Source organism: Massilia sp. Soil_C_3 (assembly GCF_057657035.1).
The window spans coordinates 233,777-257,693 of sequence record NZ_JBDGJG010000002.1 but is presented as its reverse complement, the minus strand read 5'-3'; the positions used below and the strand labels follow the sequence as shown (position 1 = coordinate 257,693).

Here is a 23,917-nt window from a genome sequence, read left to right as displayed (position 1 = left end):
CACAAAAACCGTCGCCCCCGCGAAGGCGGGGGCCCAAGTTTGCAAGCGTTTCGGTAACGCAAAACTTAGGCCCCCGCCTCCGCGGGGGCGACGTGCATAGTGCAACTAAGCTGTCGTCACCGCCCTCTGCAGCTTGACCCCACCACCCTCCTCGGTCATGGTCTGCTCAAGGAGCTTGACCAGCGCATACGCCGAATCGATATGCGGCGTCGGGGTGCCGGTCATGCGCGCCAGTTCGATCACCGATCCGACCAGCGCATCGATTTCCGGCCCCCGGCCCGCCTCCACGTCCTGCAGCATCGAGGTCTTGTGCTTGCCGATCTGCGCCGCGCCTTCGATGCGCCGGTCCAGGGTCACGCGGAAGGTGATGCCCAATTTGGTGGCCACCGCTTCCGCCTCGCGCATCATCTCCGCCGCCAGCTCGCGTGTCAGCGGGTATTGGCAGATGTCGACCAGGGTCGAATGCGCCAGCGCGCTGATCGGATTGAAGCTGACGTTGCCCCATAGCTTGAGCCAGATCTCGGCGCGGATATTGTCCAGCACCGGCGACTTGAAGCCGGCGTTCTGGAAGCAGGCCGATACCGCCTCCACCCGCTCGCTCGTGGTGCCGTCCAGCTCCCCCAGCGGGAAGCGCACGCCTTCGATGTGCCGGATGACGCCCGGCGCCACTAGTTCGGCGGCCGGATACACCACGCAGCCCAGCACCCGCTCCGGTGGAATCCGACGCGCCAGCTCGCCGCCGGCATCGACGCTGTGCACGGTGCGCCCGTCGAACTCGCCGCCATGGCGGTGGAAATACCAGAACGGTATGCCGTTCTGCATCGTCACCACCACGGTGCGTGGACCGAACAGCTTGCCGATCTGGGCCGATACGCCGTCGACCTGGTGCGCCTTGATCGCCAGGATCACCAGGTCCTGCTCGCCGGCCGCGTCATAGTCATCCGTCGCGCGCACTTGCGAGGCGACCCTCTCCTCCCCGTCCATCTCGATGAGCTTGATGCCGTTCGTGCGGATCGCCGCCAGATTTGCGCCCCGCACGATGAATGTCACCTCCTCGCCCGCCAGCGCCAACCTGGCGCCAACGAGGCCGCCAATTGCCCCCGCTCCAATTACTGCGATCTTCATGACCCACCCCTTGTCGTCGTTTACTCGAACCGATTGATGAGCTTTCCGATGCCGTCGATCTCTACCTCGATCGTGCTGCCCGGCCGCATCGAGCCGAAGCCGACCGACGTCCCGCACAGCAGGAGGTCGCCCGGCTCCAGTGTCATGTCCTGGGAGATTCGGCTGACCAGCTCGGCCACCGAAAACACCATGTCGTTGATCGGGTAGTCCTGGCGCACCTCGCCGTTCAGGGTCGTGCGCACGACCAGCATTGCCGGGTTGAGCCCGGTGGCAATCACCGGGCCGAACGGGCAAAAGGTGTCGAAACCCTTGGCGCGCACCCACTGGGGAAAGGTCGGATCGCGCCCGATGATCTCGCCCACGGTGACGTCGTTGGCGCAGGTATAGCCGAACACGTAGTCGGCCGCCTCCTCGACCGGGACGGCAGTGCAGCGGCGGCCGATCACGATCGCCAGCTCGCCCTCGAACGCCACCTTGCCCTCGCACAGCGGCTTGCGGATCGTGCCGCCCGGCGCCAGGTAGGAGGTCGATGGCTTCATCAGGTAGAGCGGCTCGGCTGGGGGCGCCAGGCCCAGCTTCTGGCCGAGCGCGTGAAAGTTATTCCACATCGCCAGGACCTTGCCCGGCACGCTCGGCGTGAGCACCTCGACCTCGTTCAGGTTCACCGCCATGTCGGTCCGGCGCGGGCTGTCGAACATATCGCCCTTGAAGATCCGGATCTTGTCGCCCTCGAGTGTGCCAAAACGTACGGTATCGAGGTGTTGAAAGCGTATCCAGTGTCGGATCATGTGGGGTCTCTCGTACGTCGGGTCGGTGGATGCTCTGATTGTGGAAGAACGATTTCCGTATATCCTTGACCACGGTTAAGATTCGAAAATCTCAACAGGGCCGCTCAGGTCTAGGCGCCGATCTGGCGCTGCTGGAGCGCGGACCAGTCGATGAAAGCCCCCGGATTACAGCCCGCAGCGCTCAGCTGCGCCTGGCAGCGTTCCTTGGCAGCCAGGATCGCCTCGACCAGGAAATCGGCGTCGTGCGCGCTCAGCAAGTGCGACTGGTGCCGCGCCAGGTAGTTGCGCAGGCCGGTGCGGTCGTCGGCGCCGCCGACCGCGTTGGCATAGAGTCCGGTATCCCAGACCCAGCTCAGTCCCAATTCATGAAACGCCGCGTTATAGGCGTTGCACTCGGCATCAACGTTGCTGCTGCAGGTCGTCGTCATGGCACTCTCCAGGTGGTGGTTGCGGTCGAGCTGTCTCAAAACCATCGTAGTCCAACAAAATGATGAGCAATAGTGAAAGTTTTTAGGGATAATCATTAACGACTGCGTATACATGGGTGGGACAACCGATGAAGAACGCGACACTGCGTCAGCTGAAAGTCTTCGAGACGGTCGCGCGCCGCCTCAGTTTTTCACGCGCCGCCGAGGAACTTCACCTGACCCAGCCGGCCGTGTCGACCCAGGTCCGCACGCTCGAGGGCCACGTCGGCATGCCCTTGTTCGAACAGCTGGGAAAGAAGATTTATCTCACCCAGGCGGGCGACGAGCTGTTGCACTTCTGCCGCGCCATCATCCAGCAGTTCGATGAGGCGGAAGATGCGATGGCGCAACTGAAGGGAATCGCCGGCGGCAAGCTGAACGTGGCAGTAATCAGTGCCGGCGACTATTTCTTTCCGCAGCTGATGGTCGCCTTCGCGCGCCAGCATCCGGGCGTGCAGCTGAACCTGACGGTGCACAACCGCGAGGAGCTGCTGGACAAGCTGGCGGCGAACCGCACCGACCTGGCCGTGATGGTGCGGCCACCTGCCGAGCTCGACACGCAGAACGATGCCTTCGCGCCCCATCCCTATGTGATCGTGGCGGCGCCCGACCATCCGCTGGCTGAGGCCAAGCATGGGCGCATCTCGATGAGCGATCTGATTCCTCACCCCTTCGTGATCCGCGAACCGGGCTCCGATACCTGGTTCTCCATGCAGGACGCCTTCGGCTCCCACCTGGCCCAACTGACCGTCGCGATGGAGATCAAGAGCACCGAGACGATCAAGCAGGCGGTGATCGCCGGCATGGGACTGGGCTTCCTGTCGTTTCACACGATCGGCCGCGAAGTCGCCGTGGGCAGCCTGGTAGTGCTGGAGGTCGAAGGGTTTCCCTTGATGCTCAACTGGTATGTCGTGCATCGAAGAGAGAAGCGCCTGCCTCCGGTGGCGCGGGCGTTCCGCCAGTTCCTGCTGGACGAAGGCAAGGCGCGGATCGCCGCGCTGATTCCCGCACCCGGACCCTGATCATGTGGCGACCCAGCCACACCTGGTAAACACGCGGGCCACGGCAGAGATCACGCATAATGGCCGGTTTTTATAGCGCAACATTCACATACAGCATAACTGGTATCAGCACTCGTAATTGGAAGCGCGGGTCAGTAGTCCCTATATTTACTGCATCGCACAAACCAACTTTCAGGAGCCAGTCATGATCAACGCACCAGCCGAAACCACTTTCGCAGCCCCGTCGCACTCGCTGCTGTCGCTCGTCGTCGCTTTCCTCACGCTGAATCTGCGCGAGAAGCTCGAACCAGGCTACACCGGCCAGGATTCGGACCCGGCCTATTACGGTTGCGGCCTGTAATTTCCGGTCAGTCGTACACCGTACGACGTCATACCCAGGCGCCCGCACCGGATGCGATATCCCGTGCGCGGCACCGCGCTTCACATAATTACCCCTGCATCAGCGCACGCACGTGCGCCGCACAGCCGCCGGCAAGCCCCTGGGCGCTGTAACCGCCTTCCAGGATCGACACGATCCGGCCCTGGCACACATCCCTCGCAATTTCCATGACTTCGCGCGTAATCCACGCGAAATCCTCGTTTTCCAGGTTCATGCTGGCCAGCGGATCGAGCCGGTGAGCGTCGAAGCCGGCCGAGATGACGATCAATTGCGGCGCAAACTCGCGCAGTGCCGGCAGCAGGACGCCGGCCGTGCGCGCGCAGAACAGATCCGGACTGCAGCCGGGCGGCAACGGCACATTGACGATATTACCGGAGACGCCAGTCTCGCTTGCCGCCCCAGTTCCCGGATACAGCGGCGACTGGTGGCTCGACCCGTAGAACAGTTCGCGCCGGTCGAAGAACGCGGCCTGCGTGCCATTTCCATGGTGGACGTCGAAGTCGATCACCGCGACGCGCTGCAGGCCGTGCGCCTCGAGGGCATGGACGGCGGCGATGGCGGCCTGGTTAAAGAGGCAGAAGCCCATCGCCCGGCCGGGCTCGGCATGGTGTCCGCAAGGCCGGGTCGCGCAGAACACGTTGGCGGCCTCGCCCGTCATCACGGCATCCACGCCGGCGCAGGCGGCGCCGACGCAGCGCATCGCCGCTTCCAGCGAGCCGGGCGACATCAGGGTGTCGCCGCCGTCGAGCGCCACCAGGCCGCCCAGCGGTGCTGCGCCGACGATCGCGTCGATGTAGTCGGCGTCGTGCACCAGCAATAGCTGTTCGCGCGTGCCGGGCGGCGCTTCGCGCCAGGCCAGCTGCGCGAATTCGGGCTGGCGCAGCGCCGTCAGCACCGCATGCAGGCGCCATGGCGATTCCGGATGGCCGGGCCCGGGCTCGTGCCCGAAGCAGGCCTGGTGATGCAATACCAGGGTATGCATGTCAGGCCGCGGCGATGGCGTGGTTCGACATCCGCTCGATCGCCTGGCATAGCGCCGAATGATCGAGTTGGGCCATGCCGTGGGCGGCGCAGGAATTCATCAGCTCCTGGGCACTGGCGGTATTCGGCAGCGCGAGACCGAGGCTTTTCGCCCCCTGCAACGCCAGGTTGAGGTCCTTCTGGTGCAGCTCGATGCGAAAGCCCGGCGCGAAGGTGCGCTTGACCATGCGCTCGCCGTGCACTTCCAGGATGCGCGAGGCGGCAAAGCCCCCCATGAGCGCCTGCCTCACCCTGGCCGGGTCGGCGCCCGCCTTCGAGGCGAACAGCAGCGCCTCGGCCACCGCCTGGATGTTCAGCGCCACGATGATCTGGTTCGCCACCTTCGTGGTCTGGCCATCGCCGTTGCCCCCTACCAGCGTGATGTTTTTGCCCATCAGCTCGAACAGCGGCCTGGCCCGGTCGAATGCCTCTTGCCCACCACCGACCATAATGGTGAGCGTGGCGGCGCGCGCCCCCACTTCGCCGCCGGACACCGGCGCGTCGAGGTAGTCGCACTGGCGCTTGTTGATCTTCTTGGCAAACTCCTTGGTGGCCATCGGCGAGATCGAGCTCATGTCGATCACGATCTTGCCCGGCGTGAGCCCGGCCGCCACGCCCTCGGCGCCGAATAGCACTTCTTCCACATGCGGGGTGTCGGGCACCATCACGATGACGATGTCGGCGCGCTTGGCCACCTCGGTAGCGTTGGTGCAGACGGTGGCGCCTCCCTCGATCAGGGCCAGCGGCGGATTTTTGAGGTCGTGCAGGTACAGCTTGCAGCCGCCCTCCTGCAGCTTGGTGGCCATGGGGCCACCCATGATGCCAAGGCCGATGAATCCTACTTTCGTCATGATGGTCTCCAGGTTAACGTTGTGCCAAATGCTCAACGGACGGCGTCCACAAGTGATGGTCGGCCATCCAGCGCAAGCCTTCCGCGGTGCCGGCCCGGGGCTTGTACTCGCAGCCGACCCAGCCCGCATACCCGATCTCGTCGAGCATGCCGAGCAGGTAGCGGTAATTGATCTCGCCCGTGCCCGGCTCGAAGCGGCCTGGATTGTCGGCCAGCTGGATGTGGCCGATCAACCGCAGGTTGGCCTTGATCGTCGCCGCCAGTTCGCCTTCCATGCGCTGCATGTGATAGATGTCGTACTGCAGGAACAGATTGTCGGAGCCGATCGCGCGAATGAGGTCCAGCGCCTGGCGCGTCCCGTGCAGGAAGAATCCCGGGATGTCGAAGGTGTTGATCGGCTCGATCAGCAGGCGAATCCCCTCGCTTTTGAGCTTGCCGGCGGCGAACTCGAGGTTCGATGCAAGCGTGAGGTAGGCTTCTTCCAGCGCGACGCCGGGCGGCACGATGCCCGCCAGGCAGTTAAGCTGCTTGACGCCCAGCCCCCTGGCATACTCGATCGCAGCGCCGACGCCGTCCTCGAACTCCGCCTTGCGTCCCGGGTGGCAGGCGATGCCGCGCTCGCCGCCGGCCCAGTCCCCGGCCGGCAGGTTGTGCAGCACGAGTTCGAGGCGGTTTGCGTCGAGCCGGGCGGCGATGTCGTCAAGCCGCCAGGCGTAGGGGAACAGGAATTCGACGCCGCGAAAGCCCGCCCTGGCGGCGTGCTCGAAGCGGTCAAGGAAGTCGACTTCGTTGAACAGCATGGTCAGGTTGGCGGCAAGTCTGGTCATCTCGGTCTCCTGTGCTGGCATTACTTTATATCGAGGACTTCATTGAACTCGTTGAGCGCGTCGATCTCCGTGCCCATCGCGATATTGGTGACGCGCTCGAGGATGATCTCGACCACCACCGGCACGCTGTACTGCTGCATCAGCGCGCGCGCACGCTCGAAGGCGGGAATGATGTCATCCGGCCGGAACACCCTGAGCGCCTTGCAGCCCAGGCCCTCGACCACGGCCACGTGATCGACGCCATACCCTTCCAGCTCGGGCGCGTTGACGTTCTCGAATGCCAGCTGGACGCAGTAGTCCATCTCGAAGCCGCGCTGGGCCTGGCGGATCAGGCCGAGGTAGGCGTTGTTGACCAGTACGTGGATATACGGCAGCTTGAACTGCGCCCCCACCGCCAGCTCCTCGATCAGGAACTGGAAATCGTAGTCGCCCGAGATGGCGACGATGTCGGCATCGGAATCGGCTACGCGCACCCCGAGCGCGGCCGGGATGGTCCAGCCCAGCGGGCCGGCCTGGCCGCAGTTGATCCAGTGGCGCGGGTGGTTCACGTGCAAAAACTGGGCGGCCGCGATCTGCGACAGGCCGATGCTGGCCACGTAGCGCACGTCGCGTCCGAAATACGCGTTCATCTCGTGGTAGACGCGCAGCGGATTGACCGGCACGGTATCGTAATCGCTCTTGCGCAACATGGTGCGCTTGCGCTCCTGGCATTCTTCGAGCCAGCCGGACCGGTCTTGCAGGCGGCCGCTCGCGCGCCATTCGCGCGCCACCTCGACCAGCAGTTCGAGCGCGGCCTTCGCATCGGACACGATGCCCAGATCCGGACCGAACACGCGCCCGATCTGGGTCGGTTCGATATCGATGTGCACAAACGTGCGGTCCTTGGTGAAGACCTCGATGCCGCCGGTATGGCGGTTGGCCCAGCGATTGCCGATGCCGATCACGAAGTCGGAAGCCAGCAAGGTCGCATTGCCGTAGCGGTGGCTGGTCTGCAGGCCGGCCATGCCCGCCATCTGCGGATGGTCGTCGGGAATGGCGCCCCATCCCATCAGGGTCGGGATGACGGGCACGCCCGTGATTTCCGCGAACTCCACCAGCAGCGCCGAGGCGTCGGCATTGATGATGCCCCCGCCGGCGGTGATCAGGGGGCGCTGCGCCCCGTTGAGCATGTCGAGCGCCTTCTCGACCTGGGCGCGGGTCGCCCGTGGCTTGTGCAGCGGCAGCGGCGCATAGGTGTCGCCGTCGAATTCGATCTGCGCCATCTGCACGTCGATCGGCAAGTCGATCAGCACGGGGCCGGGCCGGCCCGAGCGCATCAGGTGGAAGGCCTGCTGGAATACGCGCGGCACCAGGGCCGGCTCGCGCACCGTGACGGCCCACTTGGTCACCGGCTTGGCGATCGACTCGATGTCGACCGCCTGGAAGTCTTCCTTGTACAGGCGGGCGCGCGGGGCCTGGCCGGTAATGCAAAGAATAGGTATCGAATCGGCTTGCGCCGAATACAGGCCGGTAATCATGTCGGTGCCGGCCGGCCCGGAAGTGCCGATGCACACGCCCAGGTTGCCGGCCTTGGCCCGGGTATAGCCTTCGGCCATGTGCGAGGCGCCTTCGACGTGGCGCGCCAGGTAGTGGCGGATGCTGTCGCGCTTCTTCAGCGCGGCGTAGAAGGGATTGATCGCGGCGCCGGGCACGCCGAAGGCGACCTCGATGCCTTCTTTTTCCATCACCAGCACCGCTGCCTCTGCTGCTGTCATCCTTGCCATTCCGACCTCCAGGCTCATGAACGCACGATTGCGATGAACGTATGCTAGAGCGTCAGGGCGCTGCTGATAAGAACACAAAAAGTAGGTGTATTCGATCCCTGGAGTATGGAATACTGGAGGCATGGACAAGGTCAAACAGATGTGGGCCTTCGTCGACGCGGTCGACAAGGGCAGCCTGGCGCGCGCCGCGCTGGGGCAGGACATCACGCCGGTCATGCTGGGGCGTCGCATCGACGCGCTCGAACGTCGCCTGGGCGTCAAGCTGCTGCACCGGACCACGCGCCACCTCACACTCACCGAATCGGGGTCGGTCTTCCTCGAGCATTGCCGCAGGCTGCTGGCGGACATCGACCTGGCCGAGACCATCGTGTCCGAAGGCCGCGACCAGGCCAGCGGGCACCTGATCGTCTCGGCGCCGGCGGCGTTCGGGCGCCTGCACGTGGCGCCGCACGCCCCGGCCTACCTGGCCGCCAATCCGAACGTGCAGATCTCGTTCAACCTCACCGACCACGTGGTCGACCTGGTGCGCGAAGGCTATGAGCTGGGGATCAGGATCGGCGGCGTGCTCGATCCGAGTTTCGTCGCGGTGCGGCTGGCAACCAACCGGCGCGTGGTATGCGGGACGCCGGACTATCTTGCGCGCTGCGGCGTGCCGCGCACGCTGGAGGAGCTGGCGCAGCACAACTGCCTGGCCTTCAACCTGCAGGGCGGGCAGCAGCGCGGCTGGTACTTCCAGAAGGATGGCAAGCCGGTAACCATCAAGGTCAACGGCAACCTCGATTGCAACGACGGCGAATTGCTGCACCGCTGGGCGAGCGAAGGACTCGGGCTGGCCTGGCGCTCCACCTGGGAGATCCAGGCGCAGCTGGCCAGCGGCGAACTGGTGACGGTGCTCGACGAATACGCCCTGCCCGACTACGACATCATGGCGGTCTACATGCAGCAGCGCCACCTGCCGGCCAGGGTGCGCAGCTTTATCGATACCCTCAAGGCGGTCTACGCCCAGCCGGGATACTGGACCCGGCCGCCAGCGGCACGGCCCTAGATCACCCGCTCGTCGCGCAGCAGCGCGATCTGCTCGCGCGAATAACCCAGGTCGGCCAGCACTTCATCGGTATGCTCGCCCAGCAGGGGCGAACGCCGCACCTCGGTCGGGCTGTCGGACAGCTTGATCGGATTGCCCACGCTGAGGTAGGGGCCGCGCTCGGGATGATCGACCTCGACGATCGTGCCGGTGGCGCGCAGCGACGGCTCCTGGGCGATCTCCTTCATCGACAGGATCGGCCCGCACGGGATATCGTATTTGTTCAGGATATCCATCGCCTCGAACTTGGTGAGCGTGGTGCTCCACTGCTCGACCGTGGCGAAGATCGACATCAGGCGCGGCAGGCGCGCCTTCGGCGTCGCGTAATCGGGGTCGGTGATCCATTCCTCGCGCCCGATCAGCTTGCAGACCGCGGGCCAGACCTGGGCCTGCGCAATGAAATAGATATACGCGTTCGGATCGTTCTCCCAACCCTTGCACTTGAGGATCCAGCCAGGTTGTCCGCCGCCCGAGGCATTGCCCGCGCGCGGCACCGACTCGCCGAACTGGCCGTCGGCGAACTGCGGATATTCTTCCATGACGCCGTTGCGCTCGAGGCGCTGCTGGTCGCGCAGCTTGACCCGGCACAGGTTCAGCACCGCGTCCTGCATCGAGGTGAGCACCTTCTGGCCGCGGCCCGTGCTGTTGCGCTGGTAGAGCGCGGTCACGATGCCCAGCGCCAGGTGCAGGCCACTGCCGCTGTCGCCGATCTGGGCGCCGCTGACCATCGGCGGGCCATCGTCGAAACCGGTGGTGGCGGCCGCGCCGCCGGTGCACTGGGCCACGTTTTCATAGACCTTGCAGTGCTCGTAGGGACCGGGACCGAAACCCTTGACCGAGGCCACGATCATGCGCGGATTCAGTTGCTGGATACGCTCCCAGGAAAAGCCCATCCGGTCCAGCGCGCCGGGCGCGAAGTTCTCGACCAGCACGTCGCAGTGCTTGATCAAAGTTTCCAGCACTTCCTTGCCGGCCGGCCGCTTGGCGTCGAGCGTCATGGACCGCTTGTTATGGTTGAGCATGGTGAAATACAGGCTGTCCACGCCTGCGATGTCGCGCAACTGATTGCGTGTCGCATCGCCTTCGCCGGCGCGCTCGACCTTGATGACGTCGGCCCCGAACCAGGCCAGTAGCTGGGTACAGGTCGGTCCGGACTGGACGTGGGTGAAATCGAGAATGCGAACGCCTTCCAGTGCCTTGCCCATACCCGTTTCCTCCGAAGATTTAACTCAGCCGTTGCATTCTGCTCCTGGCAACGCATTAGCGCACGCTGCAGTGCACACTTCTTCCATGTATCAGCGCTTGAGCAAAACGCCATTTGATCTTAGCGAGACGCACCGGACGAGCTCAATGACCGCAGTCAAGATTCATGAAATGACGATTTAACATCGGAACAGCGCCGGCCAGGCAAGAAAAACGGGCTTCCGAAGAAGCCCGTTTGCTTGTCATGCCGCACCGAGGCCGTCAGGCAGGCAAGGGCCCCTTCCCGACCGCGTTTTCTTCCGCGTAGCGACTCCTGGAGTAGCTGACGTGGTTACGCAGCACCGGTCTGAGCACCGTGATCGCCAGCAGCGCCGCGATCAGGTCCATGGTGGCGACGGTGTACAGGACGGTCGACCAGGTGCCGGTCGCCTCCATCATCAGGTTGCCGACCGGGACGAACAAGGCGCCGATACCCTTCGCGGTATAGAGCACCCCGTAGATCTTGCCGATGTGCTTGGTACCGAAGGCATCGCCGGCCAGGGCCGAGAACAGCGAGTACACTTCGCCCCACGCCAGGAACACGATGCCGGACAGGATCAGGAAGGCATACGGATTGTGGCCGAAGTAGCCCAGCGCGATGATCCCGCAGCCTTCGAGCGTGAACGCGATGACCATGGTCTTCTCGCGGCCGATATGGTCCGAGATCCAGCCGAACAGCGGTCGCGAGATACCGTTCATGATGCGGTCGAGCATCAGGGCCAGCGGCAAGGCGGCCATCACGAAGAAGTGCAGGTCGACCTGGAATTCCTTCACGCCCAGATCCTGCGCGATCACGCCGAGCTGTGCGACCGCCATCATGCCGCCGGTGACCACCAGCACGAACATCACCAGCATCAGCCAGAACAGCTTGGTGTTGAGCGCTTCCTTGAGCGTGTAGTCATGCGTCGACTGCACCAGCTTGCTCGACTTCTTGACCTCGGCCGCGGTCGGCGAGCGCAGGAACCAGGCGGCGATGAAGGCCAAGGTGCCTTGCAGGATGCCGAAGAACAGGAAGGTCTGCTGGAAGCCCGACGACTCGATCATGGCCGCGATCGGCAAGATCGTGGCGGCCGAACCGGCGCCATAGCCACCCGCCGTGAGGCCGACGGCCAGGCCGCGGCGATCCGGGAACCACTTGATCGCGTTATTGATGCAGGTAGCGTAGATCGAACCCACGCCGATACCGCCAACCGCCGCGCCGACATAGAAGCCCGCCAGGGTAGTGGCTTGCGAATTGATGATCCAGGCCAGGCCGATGAAGATGGCGCCGAAGGCGACCATCATGCGCGGCCCGAATTTATCGATGAAGTAGCCTTCGAGCGGCGCGAGCCAGGTCTGGACGATGACGAACAGCGTGAAGGCGACCTGGATGCTGGCACGCGACCAGCCATAGGTTTCCTGGATCTCGGGAACGAACAGGGTCCACGCATACTGGATGTTCGCGGTGGCGATCATGCAAACGACGCCAACGGCGAGCTGGAACCAGCGCGTGCCGTTGGAGACCGGTTGACCGGGCTGAAGCGCGGCTGCCGACGAATTATGCATTTGGCGCTCCTTGATCGGTAAGGGGTTGTTCTTTCAGACCTGCAGACGAATATGCGGGCGCCGGGGGCACCTGCCTGGTTATGGTTTCCAGCATTTTCATGTCTCCACTTTTTTTGGTGTGATGTGCATGCTCCACGTCGAGTCCTGGACTCGCGCGCCAACCCCTACGCCTTTTCTAATTAAATCAAGCTCATTGAACAGCGAAAGCACCCTGCCATCAAAAAGGACGTCGGCATGCTCCTGGCGGCCGAACTGCCCACCAGGCGAGACAGCCGCTTAATACAGTTCTCCAACAGTGCTCATCAGATTTTGAATGTGCGCTATTGCCGTTCTCCTCTTGTGCAAGATTGCTGCCCTGGACGACCGCAAAGGTATTGCGTTCCCTGCTTTCACTTCAGCGCCTGGGAGGCGCCGTTGCATCGGGGTTAATCAAAACAGTGAAAGTGAGATGATGTTGCTGGAGCCGATTTCGAGAATCATTGACCGCGGTTATGTTTTGAGATTTTTGAGAACCGGCAGTCGAAGCCTTGGCATGCCGTGCACCCGTCGGACTGACGCAGGACAAGCCACGCTGCGTGACGTCGGGTGGGCTGTACAGGGTGCATGAGGTCGTTGGCGGAGAAAAGATGCTTGACTGGCGGCCTGTCGCTGATCCGTTCCGGCTAGTTGGAAGTTTTCGGATGATCATTTGGCCGCCAAGCAGTGTGTTGTAGGCAGTAGCGAAGATGCGCTACCGGCATCTGTGCCGGTGCGGCATCCATTTTTCTGATCGCAACCATCAGTTATCGGCAGAAAGTGATCGGATTATTACAGATATTTTTTTGTATAGACAATTATTTTTTAGCAACATTCGATCGCGATTACTGAAGGCAATTTTAATTAATTGGCGAGAATATCGATGAGGCGCCTAGCGCCTATCTCCTGACGTACCAGGCGCCGATCTGCGCACCGATCGAGAAAGAATGCCGCGAACACCGTACGCCGTCGGCATTCAGGAAGACCAGCTCCTTGCCGGGCAGCTTTTCGAAGAAAAGCGCGAAGGACGCGCCACCGCCGTTGAACATCCCCATTTCCTGGCCCTTGTGCACCCGCGCGCCACGCCGCAAGGCTGGATCGAACACGATGCTGGACGCCGCACTCATGCCCAGCGGGATGCAGCACACATGGCCATGGTCGGCGGTCCTGATCACGATCACCCCGCTGGCGACGCAGCCAGGAATGGTGAACGGTTCGAACAGTACTTCGCCATTGACTGGCGCCCACCAGTGCTGGTAGTCATAGGGCCCCAGATTCGTCTGGAAGACCCGGCCGCCCTCGAACAGGTCGACCAGCCGGTGATAGTCGATCAGCGCCTGCTGCTGCGGCACGCGTGTTGCGAGGAGATCGGCCAGCGTGCAATGCCTGCTCCCGAACCGGAATACGTCCTCGCGCACCGGTACGCCATCGGTCGGGCAGACGACGGTCCGGTTCGAATCCGGATCGGCGACGGGGCGTGCTTGCGCGGGATGTTCAAAGGGTCGGGTCAGGAAGGCATTCCAGCTTTTCCAGTAAGGCGGCGTGCCGGCATCCTTGCTCCACAAGGAGAAGCGGTATCGCTCCTTCGCCGCCGCTGACAGCCACTGTTCGCCATCGACACGGAAGCCCACATTCGAGGCCGGGCTGTCCAGGAAGGCATGCCAGTCGCTCAGGATGTTCGACGTCAAGAGATTGACGGTCGGCTGCCTGAACAGGGCCGTGCCACTCGCGGTCCGGCCGATATCGGCCATAAAGGCGGAAAACGGCAGGCCGATCAATTCGCCGTCGATGAAGCCTGGCGCATGGGTGAGGATCGTGTTGAAACCGTGCAGCAAGGTGTCAACGTCCTCGATGCGCGGCGAATGGGTGTCGACGATGGCCAGGCATTCAGCGCAGGCATTATTGGCCAGACGGCGGACGACTTCGTTGTCCTCGATGTAGGTGGCCAGCGCCTGGACCGAAGGCGCCAGCGCCGTTCTTTCTGCGCCCAGCACGCGCTCGACATACGTCCGCATGCCGGCGCTGCCGTATCGGGGCAGCCAGCCGCCGTGCGGATTGCCCCAACCGGGAGGGATGTCGAATTGCGCGTCATGCGGTGCGGTCGTCACGGCATATCCTTCGGTGATCAAAATAGAAAGTTCACCTTTTTAACTGCCGCCCGATCGCACCTGTTTGATATGCATCAGTCCGCTTCCCGGACATTCCGAATGAATAGCTTTCACACGCCTGCAATGTCACACACGGCCGCACGTTGGCACAGTGGCTACGCTCGTGATCGTCCCGACAAGCTGCAAGCCCTTCCATTTGTCGTCAAACTGTAATTAACTGTCTTCTATGTCTGGAGGATGTGTTAATTGGACACTTGGTCTTATACAATGCGAGACCAAGGAGAAATTGTATGTACCGAGTGATGTTGGTGGAAGACGATGCGCGCCTTGCCGAGCTCGTTACCGAATACCTGTCCGGCTATGAATTCGCGGTCGAACTGGTGACGCGCGGCGATGCCGCGCTCGAGCGTTTCAAGGAACTGACGCCCGACGTCGTGATCCTCGACCTGATGCTGCCGGGCCTGGACGGCATGGTCGTCTGCCGCCAGATTCGCGACCAGTCCGACGTGCCCATCCTCATCCTCACCGCGCGCGAAGATTCCTACGACGAAGTGTCCGGCCTCGAGCAAGGCGCCGACGACTTCGTCAACAAGCCGGTCCAGCCGCGCGTCCTGCTGGCGCGCCTGCGCGCGCTGATGCGCCGCACCCAGGCCAAGTCGGGCGTCGATGCGCGCGTGCTGCAATTTGGCGCCCTGCGCATCGTCACCTCCGACCGCAGCGTGGTCTGGCGCGGCCAGCCCTGCGTGCTGTCGAATACCGAGTACAAGCTGCTGCTGGTGCTGGCCGAGGCGGCCGGCCGCGTGCTGTCGCGCGACGCACTGCTCAAGAAGATGCGCGGCATCGAATTCGACGGCCTGGACCGCAGTATCGATAACTGCATCTCCAAGCTGCGCCGCAAGTTCGACGATGCCGAATCCGAAAAGATCAAGACGGTGTGGGGCGAAGGTTATCTGTTCTCGCCCTCGGCCTGGAATTGAAGACCTGCCCATGAAACCTGCGCTGCGCAGGTTTTTTTACGCCTGGAGCCTTTCCAGGCGCTTATTCGAACAGCGGCACGATCGCCAGCGGGGCGTTGTAGGTGACGACCTCGCCCGCCGGCTGCGCGCCGAAACGGTAGGTCACGATCGGGAAGTCGCCGTCGACGTCGCCCGCGAAGGCGGCCCCGCGCGCCGGCGCCAGCGCCTGTTCGGCGCCGCCCGCGCGCACCCGCACGCCCGCCGCCTCGCCGTCTTTCGGGAACACCAGGCGCACGCCGACGCACTGGCGGCCGCGCGCCGAATTGTCCGCATAGCGGGCGAAGCCGAGCGCCTGCTCGCAGGCCGCGCGCAGGTCGGCCACCTCGTAGGTACCGTCGGCGCGCAGCGCCAGCGAGACCCGCGGTTTGACCGTGAAGCCGCCCAGCGGACGGTTTGGCGTCAACACCGCGTTCTCGTCATAGGCCGCCTTGAGCAGCGGCAGCACGGTGCGGCCGAGCGCATCCAGCGCCAGGCTGGTCTGGACGGTCTTGCCCTTCATGAGCAGTTGCGCGCCCGGTTGCAGCACGCCTTTGTCGCGCGGCAGCACCTGCAAGTGGTTGTTCAGCAGACTCTTGGGGCCACCGTATTTATCAAACAGCACCATCGCGCGGTAGGCGTCACGATAGTTCACCCATTCCCCGGCACGCGGCTGCGCCACGGCCAATCCGGCCGTCAGCAGCAAGGTCACGCAGGCGGTGAGGTGTGCGCGTCGCATCATCAAAACCGGTAGGCGAAGGCGGTCGAAACCGTCACATTGGTGGGCCGCTCGACGAGCGGGCTATTGCGGACGCTGCCGACCAGGCGCGTGGCCTGGACATTGGTGACCAGCATCCAGGATGGGCTCAGCGCCCAGTTCCAGCGCACGCCGGCGCGGACATCCTTGAGGCCGCCGCCCGGGCGATACGGCGGATTGCCGCTTTGCCACGATTCAGGCCCGGTGACCCCGAAATAGGCGCGGCTGTAGTCGGCGTTGACGATGGTCGCGCCGGCATTGAACGAGATCGTATGCTGCGGCGCGAGCTGCACGGCCAGGCGCTGCACGCCCAGTTCCATGCGTGCGCCGTCGCGGTCGTTGCCGGCGCCAACCAGCACGCTGCTGGTCAGCCGCCATTCCGGCGCCAGGTAATAGTTGAAGAAGAATCCGCCCTCGAGCCGGGTGCTGACGTCCTTCATGCCATCCAGACGGTTCCCGGTGCGGGCGAACTGCAGCGGCGAGGTCGACACGCCGACGCCGTCAATGACGTGCCCCGTGCCCGACTCGTCGCGGCTGGGGTGGACCGTCAGCAGCGGACCGTATTCGACCGTCGGACGGTTGGACAGGTGCATCCCTGCGCTCATGCCGGAAATAAAAAGGCCGTTGCTCCATTGGACCTGGAGCACCGGCAAGGCTGAAACCTTTTGGCTGTCCGCCCCTTCGTAACGCGGCCGCGAGACGGCGCCCAGCCCTGCGTACATGTCGCGGCTGCCGTCGGGCATCGGGTTGGTGGCCGGCGTCTGTGCGCTCGCTGCGGTGCTCGCAGCCGCCAGGGCCAGGGCGAAGAATGGTTTCATCGTGAAAGTACTCGGAGAGTTCGTTTGTCGATATTTTACGTCGAGCAAGCTTCGCTCTCCCATCCCGTTATGACAAGCGTCGCATTCCCGCTGGGGCTGCGTCCGCGGCCAGGTCATGGAACCTTGCTGTGCGCCATGCTGGCGCTTCGGAACCGACCGGCGCTGCGCCGGGCTCGACGGTGTTGCTCGCGCGCACCATGCTCATAAGCACATCCTTATGGTCGAGGCGCGGCCCGCTCCGGGTCGCTTCCTACTTGAATAAAAAAACCCACCGATATTCCATTGCTGGCGCATCAGGTGGGCAAACGGAAAACCTGATGATGGGAAAGATGGTAATCGTTCGGCCTCCCGTCGTGCACCCTCCAGATGTCGGCCAATTGTCGTCAATTTGTAAGCCGCGCCGCCCGCTCTCTCCTTTGGATTACCGGCACCACCATTGCGCCTGTACAATTCGTGCCCGAGGAGACACCATGCAGCCGGCACCACCGCCAGACCGACAGTTACCCAGGACGCGCCCGTGAACCGGATATTCTTCCGCTTCTTCGTGCTCGTCATGCTGTCGATCACCGCTGCCACCTTCGTCATCTATTTCGCGTTCGCGCGCCTGTTCGGCGACCCGCTGGACGATATCGCGCGGCGCCAGGCCGCGGCCCAGATCTTCCTGCTCGAACAATACGTCGACCAGGCGCCCGGCGACGAATGGCTGACCCGCCTGAACAACGTGCGCGAAGTGTCCGACGTGCGTTACGACCTGATGCCCCTGGCCCAGGCAGCCGACGCCCTCGGCGCCGGCCAGCGCGCCGAGCTCGAACGCGGCGCCATCGTGATCGACGTGGCCGGCAAATCCTTCTACCGCCGCGTCGATCTCGACGGCGAGCGCTATATCGGCAGCCAGGACGAGGTCTTGCACGCCCAGGACTTGCCGATCGATATCGGGCAGGCACTCAAGATGGAGCTGCTGCGCTACGTGATCGTCGCCATCGCCCTGCTTCTGCCGATCGCGCTATGGTCGCGCTCGCACTGGCGCGGCCTGCAGTCGCTGTCGCAGATGGCGGACGAGTTCGGCGCCGGCAAGCTGTCGGTGCGCGCCCGCTTGAAACCGTCCGACGCCGTCTATCCGCTGGCGGAACGGATCAACCACATGGCCGGCCGCATCGAGGACTTGATGGAAGCGCAGCGCAACCTGCTGCACTCGGTGTCGCACGAACTGCGCACGCCGATCGCGCGCCTGGAATTCGCACTCGAGCTGCTCGACGCCAAGGCCAGGGATCCCGACCTGAGCCGCCGCATCGCCGCCATGGAGGGCGACCTGTCCGAGCTGAACAACCTGGTCAAGGAGCTGCTCGATATGAGCAAGCTCGACAGCGCGCGCACCCTGCAGCGCGCCCCGGTCGAGCTCGACGCCCTGCTGCGCGACTGCTGCGCAACCCTGCCGCCTTCACCGCAAGAAGTAGCCTGCGAGCTGGCGGCCGGACTCGGCACGATGGAAATCGATGCCCGCCTGCTCGCGCGTGCGGTCGGCAATCTGCTGCGCAACGCCCAGAAATATGCGCAGGGACGGATCGTGCTGTCGGCGCGGCGCACGCCGGATGGCGTCGAGATTGCGGTCGACGACGATGGCCCCGGCATCCCCCTTGACGAGCGCGACAAGATCTTCGACCCGTTCTATCGCCTCGACCGTAGCCGTGACCGCGCCACCGGTGGCTTCGGGCTCGGCCTGTCGATCGCGCAGAAAGCCGTGGTCCTGCATGGCGGAATCTTGCACGTGGAATGCTCGCCATTGGGCGGCGCACGCTTCGTGATTGGACTGCCGGCATGAACGAACGCCTGCTGATCGCAACGCTGTGCGGGCTGGGACTGCTGTCCACCGTCGGCGCCTCCCTGCCCTATCCGATGCTGGCCCCGCTGTTCGCCGACGGCGGCGTCAACGGCCTGAACAGCTTCCTCGGCCTGCCGCCCAAGCTGCTGCTGGGGATCGCGCTGATGATCAATCCGGTCGGCCTGCTGATCGGCAGCGCCGTGCTGGGCCCGCTGTCGGACGGCTTCGGCCGGCGCCGCGCCCTGCTTCTGACCACCGTCGGGGCGGCTGTGGGCCACCTGCTCACGGCCGTGGCGATGGTGATGGAATCGTATCTGCTGTTCCTGGCCGCGCGTTTCTTCACCGGTCTGCTGGAGGGCAATGGCGCGGTGATGCGGGCGCTGGTCATCGAGCGCATCAAGGGACCGCTGCGCAACCACGCGCTGTCATGGCTGAACGGCTCGTTCAACCTCGGCTGGCTGGTCGGCCCGCTGCTGGCCGGCTTCACCATGGCCTTCGGCCCGGAGTTGCCTTTCTATATCGCCGCCGGGGCCCTGCTGCTGGGGACGGTAGGCGTGCTGGCGTCGATCCCATCCACGCCGGCGCCGCCGCATTCGCACCGGTGGTGGGCGGTGGCGCGCGACCGCCACGCGCTCACCCTGCTGCGCCATGCGCCGCTGCGCACCCTGTTCACGGTGCACCTGGCATATTGCTGCGGCGTCGCCGCGCTGTATGAATTCTTTCCACTGTGGCTGGTGGACGTGGGCGGCTACGATGCGCGCCAGATTGCCATCGTCAATATGGGCATGTGCGCGCTGATGACCACGGCCGCCCTGTTCGCCGGCCATGCCAGCCGGGTCGAGGGCCGCCTGCGCGCCGGTTGGTACGCGGCCATTGCCGCCGCCGCGGTGCTGTGCGTGGGCTTCGGCAACCTGTGGGTCGGCATCGCCGGCATCGTCCTGTTCGGCGCGCCCCACGCCTTCTACAACACCGCCCTGCAAACCTGGTCGGCCGACGAGTTCGCGCAGCACGGCCAGGGTTCGGTCATGGCCCTGCTGTCCACGATCTTTTGCCTGGCGAATATCCTGATGGCGCTGGCCGGCGCCGTGCTCACGCTGATCGATACCCGGCTGGTGCTGGTGGTTGGGGGCCTGCTGACGGCCTGGGCCTCGGTGGCCCTGCGGCGCTGGAGCGCCCGTAGCCCCCGCCCGCACCTGGAAAGCACTTGACGCGCATCCGGACGTGAAAACGGCGTCCACTGGGGACGCCGTCTTGTCTTACCGTCTAGTATCATTTCCGGGTATCGATCCGGCCGTCGTGATCGGGCCGGGCGCGCACATGGGTCGCGCCGTACCACAGATGCTCCCACCAGTGATCGCGTGAGCGCACGGTCAGCAGGCACTTCTTGTCGAACCCCTGTTTGAACACTTGATCGGGACAAAGGTTCGAGGCCATCGCATGGCGCTGGTTTTCGGCATTAACGAGCGCAATGCCGAGCCAGACGGTCGTCAGGACGAAGATGAGCGCGAGCGCCCACGCGACGTGATTCACGTTACTGGTCTCGAACAAGTTTTCCTCTTTGGGTCGGGACCCTTCGTAAATCTTGAGGATCTCGCCTTCGACTTTCTCGCTCATTTTTCCTTGGCTGCCTTCGCCACCAGTGCATCGAGAACCTGGCCGGTCGCCGTCATCAGCTGGCCCATGTCCTGGATCTTGTTGGACTGCGCCACCGTTGCCGGCGACACGACGTATTTACCGTCGATCACGACGGTCGGGGTGCTGCTCGCCTTGTACGCTTCGGCGATCTGCGGCAGGCGCTTGAGCTTGGTCTGCACGCCGAACGAGTTCCACGCTTCGAGGAACTTGGCTTTGTCGAGGCCGTTCGAGGTGGCCCAGGCGATGATGTCGTCGTCCTTCGTCAGGCGCTTGCGCTCGACGTGCACGGCGCGGAACACGCGATGATGGTACTCCTCCAGCTTGCCCATGGCGTCGAGCGTCAGGAACAGGCGTGCCTCAGGATCGCTGGCGCCCTGGAACGGCAGCGGGATGCGGCGCATCACGATGTTGTCGCCCTGCTTTTTGACCCAGTTCACCAGGCTTGGTTCGAACGCATTGCACGCGCCGCAGTGGTAGGCAAAGAACTCGACCACTTCGACCTTCTTGCCCACGGTCTGGGTCGGCTGCGGGCTCGCGAGCACGGTGTATTCGGCGCCGACGCGTGGATCGGTTGGCGAAGCATTGGCGAAACCGGCAACCAGGGCGGCGGCAACGAGGGCGAAACGCAGGGTGCGCATAAAATCCTTCCAAAAGAATGAACGAACGACCGCGAGATTACCACTTTTTGCGGTTCCCCTGTCCCAGGAGCACGATTTTTTGCATTTGCTTACGGCTGAAACAAAGAGCGTGGTGACTTTCAATCTACGCCGGCGGCGTGAATAGTCAAGTCACCGGGGCCGGCGCCCGCGCGCCTGTTCGAGCATCGCGCACAACTGCGCCGCACCCTCGGCCGTACGCGGCCCCGCCCGGTTGGTCAAATCGCCATCGATCGTGAAGATATTGTCACGCCGGACAGCGGTCATGCCCTTGAACGTCTGCCACATCTTCCCGCCCGGATCGTCGGGCTTGGCGCGCCCGCCGACCAGGATGACTTCGGGATCGGCCTCGATCACCGCCTCGACGCCGACCTCGGGCGCGATCGTCTTCACCGCGCCGAACAGATTGCGGCCGCCGCACAGGCGCATCATGTCGCTGGCGATGTGGTCGTCATTGAGCGTGTAGAGCGGCCGCGGCCACACCTGGTAGAACACGCCTACCTGCGGCCGGCTGGCGTAGCGCGCCTCGAGCGCCGCGATCCGGTCGCCATAGTCGCGCGCCGCCGCCTGCGCCGCCGGTTCGGTGCCGAGCAGCCGGCCCAGGCGCAGCAGGCTGTCGCCGATCTGGACCAGCCGCCCCGGCTCGCTGTGGTAAACCGGGATCCCGAGCCGCTCCAGCTGCTCGACCTGGCGCGTCGGGTTGCCGCTGTGCCAGACCACGACCAGGTCGGGCTTGAGCGCCAGCACGCGCTCGAAGTCGAGCTTGTTATAACTGCCCACCTGGGGCAGCTTCTTGGCTGCCTCCGGGTAGTCGCTATAGTTGACGGCGCCGACCACGCGCGCCCCGCCGCCGGCCGCGTACAGCAGCTCGGTGACGTGCGGCGCCAGCGACACCACGCGCCGGGCCGGCTGCGCCAGCGTCACCGTGCGGCCGACGTCGTCAACCACCGTGACGCTGGCGCCGGCGAAGGCCGGCAGCACCGCCAGCACCAACCCGATCAGACGCTGCATGGCGTCAGAAATCGAAGCGCAGCGACAGTTTCAGTTGGCGGCCGTCGCTCGGATAGATGCCGTCACGGCAGCTGAAGGCCTGGCTGTAGTACTGGCGGTCGGCCAGGTTCAGGCCCGACACCGCCACTTCCCACGGGCCGAAGCGGCGCGCATAGCGGGCGTCGATCGTGGTGAACGATGGAATGCGGGTGCTGCAACCGTTGGTGAAGTCGTTGCCGTAGCGCTGGCTGTCGACCCACTGGGCGCCGATGTCGGCGGTCTGGCCGTCGCCCGGCGTCCAGGCCAGGCGTGCGGTGACGACGTGCTTCGGCACCAGCACCATCTCGCGGCCGGCGTTGGGGCCGTCGCGGAACTCGGCCTGCACGTATTGCCACGAGCCGGTCAGGCGCCAGGCGTCGGCGAAGGTCGCCTGCCCTTCCAGTTCCACACCCTGGCGGCGGGTCGGATCCAGGTTGGTGTTGGCGCCAAAGCCGATGGTCGGATCGTAGTAGATCTCGTTGGTCAGGCGGTGGCGGAACACGCGCGCAGTCGCTTTACGCGCCTCGGTGCCGGCGACCACGCCCAGCTCCAGGTCGCGCGAGGTTTGCGGCTCCAGCACGTCCAGGGTCGAACGGTAGGAGTTCTCGTCGATGTTGGCGATGCGATAGCTGCGGCCGGCCTTGGCGAACACGGTTACCTGCGGCATCACGTCGATGCTGCCTTCCACGGTCCAGGCGTTGAGCGACTGCTTGCGGTGCTCGCCAAGGACAGCCGGGAAAGCCAATGGGTCGCTGTAGTCCTTCTCGAAGCGTTCATGACGGCCGCCGACCGCCAGGCGGGCATTGTGCGGCGCGTGCCAAAGCAGTTCGTCGCGCAGGTAGAAGGCTTTCGAGTCCTGGCGCGCGGAGCCGGCCGAGAAATCGGAGGCGACGTCGCGCTCCCAGCGGATCAGGTCGATGCCGGTGACGAACTCGTTGCGCTTGTCGCCGAAATCAGCCGTGTGGCGCACGCGCGGCGAGAACTGGGTCTGCTCTGCCCCGTAGACCGACGTCGACGGCGCGCCGAAATCGTAGGTGGACGAGACTTCACGTTCGCGGTGCGACAGCTCGGCCGCCAGGTCGAACGCGCCGATGCGGTGCTCGACGAAGGCGGTCACGCGGTCGGTGTCGAGCGAGCCGTAATCCTTCGGCTTGTTGCTCTGGGTTGGAATGCTCAGGAATTGCGCTTCGTTCAGCGAACCTGGCAGGCGCGAGTCGGAACGCGAGCTTTCGAAACGCAGGCCGGCGCGGCCGTTAGGCGCATACGCATACTGCACGCCGCCACTGAAGCTGGTCTGTTCGTACTTGTTGTTGTCGCGGTAGTTATCGGTGCTGCGATCGGCCACTGCGGCGTCGAATGACCATGGACCGGCGCCGTGGGTGATCGAGGCGCGCAGGTCGCGGTGGTCGAAGCGGCCGGCTTCGGCGAACAGCGAACCGTGCGTACCGGCGCTGCCGCCGCGGCGGGTGACGATATTGATCACGCCGCCGGTCGCGCCGTCGCCGTACAGCACGCTGCTGCCGCCGCGCGTGATCTCGATGCGCTCGACCGTGTCCACGGGAATGGTCGACAGCACGGTGTGCGCCAGCTCGTTCTCGTTCAGGCGCACGCCGTCGACCAGCACCACCGTGTTCTGGGCGCTATTGGTGCCGAAGCCGCGCAGGTCGAGGCCGAAGTCGGACGAGCCGTCGAGGCTCTGGCGGCCGAACACGCCGCCGATCTTGCGGATCGCCGCATTGACGTCGGTGGCGCCGGCGCTGCGGATCTGCTCGGCGGTGATGACGGTGGCGCCGATCGGCGTGGCCTGGGCCGGGAAGCGCGGGCCGGTGATGAGGACCGATGGCAGGGAGGACTGCGCGCTGTCCTGGGCGGCGGCATAAGTCGTAAACAGGGCGAAGGCGCAAGCCAGTGCGAGTGGCGCGCGGCGCGGTGCAGCTGCAAAAATCATGATGAATGTGTTCTCGATAAAAGGCACC

Annotated in this window: 22 protein-coding genes; 6 read left to right on the top strand and 16 right to left on the bottom strand. The window is 64.4% G+C overall.

The features are described 5' to 3' along the window. Window positions 1-105 precede the first annotated feature (105 nt). From AC3A6F_RS04105 to AC3A6F_RS04095, 3 genes are all read right to left on the bottom strand, one after another. Window positions 106-1,125 carry a 2-dehydropantoate 2-reductase gene (locus AC3A6F_RS04105; RefSeq protein WP_487678694.1) on the bottom strand — a complete coding sequence of 340 codons (1,020 nt, stop codon included), beginning with the start codon at window positions 1,123-1,125 and terminating at the stop codon, window positions 106-108. 20 nt (window positions 1,126-1,145) lie between these two features. Further along, window positions 1,146-1,913 (bottom strand): fumarylacetoacetate hydrolase family protein, encoded by a 768-nt coding sequence (locus AC3A6F_RS04100; RefSeq protein WP_487678693.1) that lies wholly within the window; start codon window positions 1,911-1,913, stop codon window positions 1,146-1,148. Window positions 1,914-2,023: 110 nt separating this feature from the next. Next, a complete protein-coding gene (locus AC3A6F_RS04095) occupies window positions 2,024-2,341 on the bottom strand; it encodes an HAD family hydrolase (RefSeq protein ID WP_487678692.1) in 318 nt (105 codons plus the stop codon). 128 nt (window positions 2,342-2,469) lie between these two features. Between AC3A6F_RS04095 and AC3A6F_RS04090 the strand changes: the two genes are divergently transcribed. Both AC3A6F_RS04090 and AC3A6F_RS04085 read left to right on the top strand, forming a co-directional pair. After that, window positions 2,470-3,402 (top strand): LysR family transcriptional regulator, encoded by a 933-nt coding sequence (locus AC3A6F_RS04090; protein ID WP_487678690.1) that lies wholly within the window; start codon window positions 2,470-2,472, stop codon window positions 3,400-3,402. Between the two features lie 184 nt (window positions 3,403-3,586). Beyond that, on the top strand, window positions 3,587-3,742 hold the full coding sequence (locus AC3A6F_RS04085) for a hypothetical protein (RefSeq protein ID WP_487678689.1): 156 nt from the start codon (window positions 3,587-3,589) through the stop codon (window positions 3,740-3,742). 88 nt (window positions 3,743-3,830) lie between these two features. Here the strand turns inward: AC3A6F_RS04085 and AC3A6F_RS04080 are convergent, their stop codons facing one another. The 4 genes from AC3A6F_RS04080 to gcl are packed head-to-tail and all read right to left on the bottom strand — an operon-like array spanning window position 3,831 to window position 8,241. After that, window positions 3,831-4,763, bottom strand: a complete 933-nt coding sequence (locus AC3A6F_RS04080) for a histone deacetylase family protein (RefSeq protein ID WP_487678688.1) — start codon at window positions 4,761-4,763, stop codon at window positions 3,831-3,833. Between the two features lies 1 nt (window position 4,764). Next, entirely contained in the window at window positions 4,765-5,652 is an 888-nt protein-coding gene (locus AC3A6F_RS04075; RefSeq protein WP_487678687.1) for a 2-hydroxy-3-oxopropionate reductase, read from the bottom strand. Window positions 5,653-5,665: 13 nt separating this feature from the next. Then, window positions 5,666-6,478, bottom strand: coding sequence for a hydroxypyruvate isomerase (hyi, locus tag AC3A6F_RS04070; RefSeq protein WP_487678686.1), 813 nt, complete (start codon window positions 6,476-6,478; stop codon window positions 5,666-5,668). A gap of 20 nt (window positions 6,479-6,498) precedes the next feature. Continuing rightward, the gene (gene gcl, locus AC3A6F_RS04065; RefSeq protein WP_487678685.1) at window positions 6,499-8,241 is read right to left on the bottom strand and encodes a glyoxylate carboligase; all 1,743 of its coding nucleotides are present in this window, start codon (window positions 8,239-8,241) and stop codon (window positions 6,499-6,501) included. 121 nt (window positions 8,242-8,362) lie between these two features. Between gcl and AC3A6F_RS04060 the strand changes: the two genes are divergently transcribed. Continuing rightward, window positions 8,363-9,286, top strand: a complete 924-nt coding sequence (locus AC3A6F_RS04060; protein ID WP_123071416.1) for a LysR family transcriptional regulator — start codon at window positions 8,363-8,365, stop codon at window positions 9,284-9,286. Here AC3A6F_RS04060 and frc read toward each other — a convergent pair. The 3 genes from frc to AC3A6F_RS04045 form a co-directional block, all read right to left on the bottom strand. Continuing rightward, window positions 9,283-10,530 carry a formyl-CoA transferase gene (gene frc / locus AC3A6F_RS04055; protein WP_487678684.1) on the bottom strand — a complete coding sequence of 416 codons (1,248 nt, stop codon included), beginning with the start codon at window positions 10,528-10,530 and terminating at the stop codon, window positions 9,283-9,285. The genes AC3A6F_RS04060 and frc overlap by 4 nt on opposite strands. Before the next feature lie 259 nt (window positions 10,531-10,789). Beyond that, window positions 10,790-12,112, bottom strand: coding sequence for an oxalate/formate MFS antiporter (oxlT, locus tag AC3A6F_RS04050; protein ID WP_487678683.1), 1,323 nt, complete (start codon window positions 12,110-12,112; stop codon window positions 10,790-10,792). 914 nt (window positions 12,113-13,026) lie between these two features. Then, window positions 13,027-14,235, bottom strand: a complete 1,209-nt coding sequence (locus AC3A6F_RS04045) for a phophatidylserine decarboxylase associated domain-containing protein (protein ID WP_487678682.1) — start codon at window positions 14,233-14,235, stop codon at window positions 13,027-13,029. 290 nt (window positions 14,236-14,525) lie between these two features. Between AC3A6F_RS04045 and AC3A6F_RS04040 the strand changes: the two genes are divergently transcribed. Next, window positions 14,526-15,212 carry a response regulator transcription factor gene (locus AC3A6F_RS04040; protein ID WP_320474955.1) on the top strand — a complete coding sequence of 229 codons (687 nt, stop codon included), beginning with the start codon at window positions 14,526-14,528 and terminating at the stop codon, window positions 15,210-15,212. Between the two features lie 61 nt (window positions 15,213-15,273). Here AC3A6F_RS04040 and AC3A6F_RS04035 read toward each other — a convergent pair whose 3' ends face one another. Together AC3A6F_RS04035 and AC3A6F_RS04030 are read right to left on the bottom strand one after the other, a co-directional pair. Next, window positions 15,274-15,969 (bottom strand): hypothetical protein, encoded by a 696-nt coding sequence (locus AC3A6F_RS04035; RefSeq protein WP_487678681.1) that lies wholly within the window; start codon window positions 15,967-15,969, stop codon window positions 15,274-15,276. Then, window positions 15,969-16,802: a MipA/OmpV family protein gene (locus tag AC3A6F_RS04030; RefSeq protein ID WP_487678679.1), complete on the bottom strand. Its 834-nt coding sequence runs from the start codon at window positions 16,800-16,802 to the stop codon at window positions 15,969-15,971. Before AC3A6F_RS04030 ends, AC3A6F_RS04035 begins: the two co-directional genes overlap by 1 nt. Before the next feature lie 517 nt (window positions 16,803-17,319). Between AC3A6F_RS04030 and AC3A6F_RS04025 the strand changes: the two genes are divergently transcribed. Then, a complete protein-coding gene (locus AC3A6F_RS04025) occupies window positions 17,320-18,621 on the top strand; it encodes an ATP-binding protein (RefSeq protein WP_487678678.1) in 1,302 nt (433 codons plus the stop codon). After that, window positions 18,618-19,829, top strand: a complete 1,212-nt coding sequence (locus tag AC3A6F_RS04020) for an MFS transporter (protein ID WP_487678677.1) — start codon at window positions 18,618-18,620, stop codon at window positions 19,827-19,829. The genes AC3A6F_RS04025 and AC3A6F_RS04020 overlap by 4 nt, the downstream gene beginning before the upstream one ends. A 61-nt stretch (window positions 19,830-19,890) precedes the next feature. On the opposite strand, the gene AC3A6F_RS04015 is transcribed toward AC3A6F_RS04020, so the two are convergent. The 4 genes from AC3A6F_RS04015 to AC3A6F_RS04000 all read right to left on the bottom strand — a co-directional run bounded on the left by AC3A6F_RS04015 (window position 19,891) and on the right by AC3A6F_RS04000 (window position 23,889). After that, window positions 19,891-20,235, bottom strand: coding sequence for a hypothetical protein (locus AC3A6F_RS04015; RefSeq protein WP_487678676.1), 345 nt, complete (start codon window positions 20,233-20,235; stop codon window positions 19,891-19,893). Next, complete coding sequence (locus tag AC3A6F_RS04010) at window positions 20,232-20,894, bottom strand: thiol:disulfide interchange protein DsbA/DsbL (RefSeq protein ID WP_487678675.1); 663 nt, start codon at window positions 20,892-20,894, stop codon at window positions 20,232-20,234. The genes AC3A6F_RS04015 and AC3A6F_RS04010 overlap by 4 nt, the downstream gene beginning before the upstream one ends. 150 nt (window positions 20,895-21,044) lie before the next feature. Beyond that, window positions 21,045-21,923: a cobalamin-binding protein gene (locus tag AC3A6F_RS04005; protein ID WP_487678674.1), complete on the bottom strand. Its 879-nt coding sequence runs from the start codon at window positions 21,921-21,923 to the stop codon at window positions 21,045-21,047. A gap of 4 nt (window positions 21,924-21,927) precedes the next feature. Next, window positions 21,928-23,889, bottom strand: coding sequence for a TonB-dependent receptor family protein (locus tag AC3A6F_RS04000; RefSeq protein ID WP_487678673.1), 1,962 nt, complete (start codon window positions 23,887-23,889; stop codon window positions 21,928-21,930). Window positions 23,890-23,917 lie beyond the last annotated feature (28 nt).

What these genes read in the sequence shown, in the direction of transcription:
- gcl (WP_487678685.1), bottom strand. Translation starts at nt 8,241, where the DNA reads ATGGCAAGGATGACAGCAGCAGAGGCAGCGGTGCTGGTGATGGAAAAA.
- AC3A6F_RS04085 (WP_487678689.1), top strand. Translation starts at nt 3,587, where the DNA reads ATGATCAACGCACCAGCCGAAACCACTTTCGCAGCCCCGTCGCACTCG.
- AC3A6F_RS04005 (WP_487678674.1), bottom strand. Translation starts at nt 21,923, where the DNA reads ATGCAGCGTCTGATCGGGTTGGTGCTGGCGGTGCTGCCGGCCTTCGCC.
- AC3A6F_RS04100 (WP_487678693.1), bottom strand. Translation starts at nt 1,913, where the DNA reads ATGATCCGACACTGGATACGCTTTCAACACCTCGATACCGTACGTTTT.
- AC3A6F_RS04105 (WP_487678694.1), bottom strand. Translation starts at nt 1,125, where the DNA reads ATGAAGATCGCAGTAATTGGAGCGGGGGCAATTGGCGGCCTCGTTGGC.
- AC3A6F_RS04035 (WP_487678681.1), bottom strand. Translation starts at nt 15,969, where the DNA reads ATGATGCGACGCGCACACCTCACCGCCTGCGTGACCTTGCTGCTGACG.
- AC3A6F_RS04010 (WP_487678675.1), bottom strand. Translation starts at nt 20,894, where the DNA reads ATGCGCACCCTGCGTTTCGCCCTCGTTGCCGCCGCCCTGGTTGCCGGT.
- AC3A6F_RS04015 (WP_487678676.1), bottom strand. Translation starts at nt 20,235, where the DNA reads ATGAGCGAGAAAGTCGAAGGCGAGATCCTCAAGATTTACGAAGGGTCC.
- AC3A6F_RS04020 (WP_487678677.1), top strand. Translation starts at nt 18,618, where the DNA reads ATGAACGAACGCCTGCTGATCGCAACGCTGTGCGGGCTGGGACTGCTG.
- AC3A6F_RS04060 (WP_123071416.1), top strand. Translation starts at nt 8,363, where the DNA reads ATGGACAAGGTCAAACAGATGTGGGCCTTCGTCGACGCGGTCGACAAG.
- AC3A6F_RS04000 (WP_487678673.1), bottom strand. Translation starts at nt 23,889, where the DNA reads ATGATTTTTGCAGCTGCACCGCGCCGCGCGCCACTCGCACTGGCTTGC.
- AC3A6F_RS04040 (WP_320474955.1), top strand. Translation starts at nt 14,526, where the DNA reads ATGTACCGAGTGATGTTGGTGGAAGACGATGCGCGCCTTGCCGAGCTC.
- hyi (WP_487678686.1), bottom strand. Translation starts at nt 6,478, where the DNA reads ATGACCAGACTTGCCGCCAACCTGACCATGCTGTTCAACGAAGTCGAC.
- frc (WP_487678684.1), bottom strand. Translation starts at nt 10,530, where the DNA reads ATGGGCAAGGCACTGGAAGGCGTTCGCATTCTCGATTTCACCCACGTC.
- AC3A6F_RS04090 (WP_487678690.1), top strand. Translation starts at nt 2,470, where the DNA reads ATGAAGAACGCGACACTGCGTCAGCTGAAAGTCTTCGAGACGGTCGCG.
- oxlT (WP_487678683.1), bottom strand. Translation starts at nt 12,112, where the DNA reads ATGCATAATTCGTCGGCAGCCGCGCTTCAGCCCGGTCAACCGGTCTCC.
- AC3A6F_RS04095 (WP_487678692.1), bottom strand. Translation starts at nt 2,341, where the DNA reads ATGACGACGACCTGCAGCAGCAACGTTGATGCCGAGTGCAACGCCTAT.
- AC3A6F_RS04030 (WP_487678679.1), bottom strand. Translation starts at nt 16,802, where the DNA reads ATGAAACCATTCTTCGCCCTGGCCCTGGCGGCTGCGAGCACCGCAGCG.
- AC3A6F_RS04075 (WP_487678687.1), bottom strand. Translation starts at nt 5,652, where the DNA reads ATGACGAAAGTAGGATTCATCGGCCTTGGCATCATGGGTGGCCCCATG.
- AC3A6F_RS04080 (WP_487678688.1), bottom strand. Translation starts at nt 4,763, where the DNA reads ATGCATACCCTGGTATTGCATCACCAGGCCTGCTTCGGGCACGAGCCC.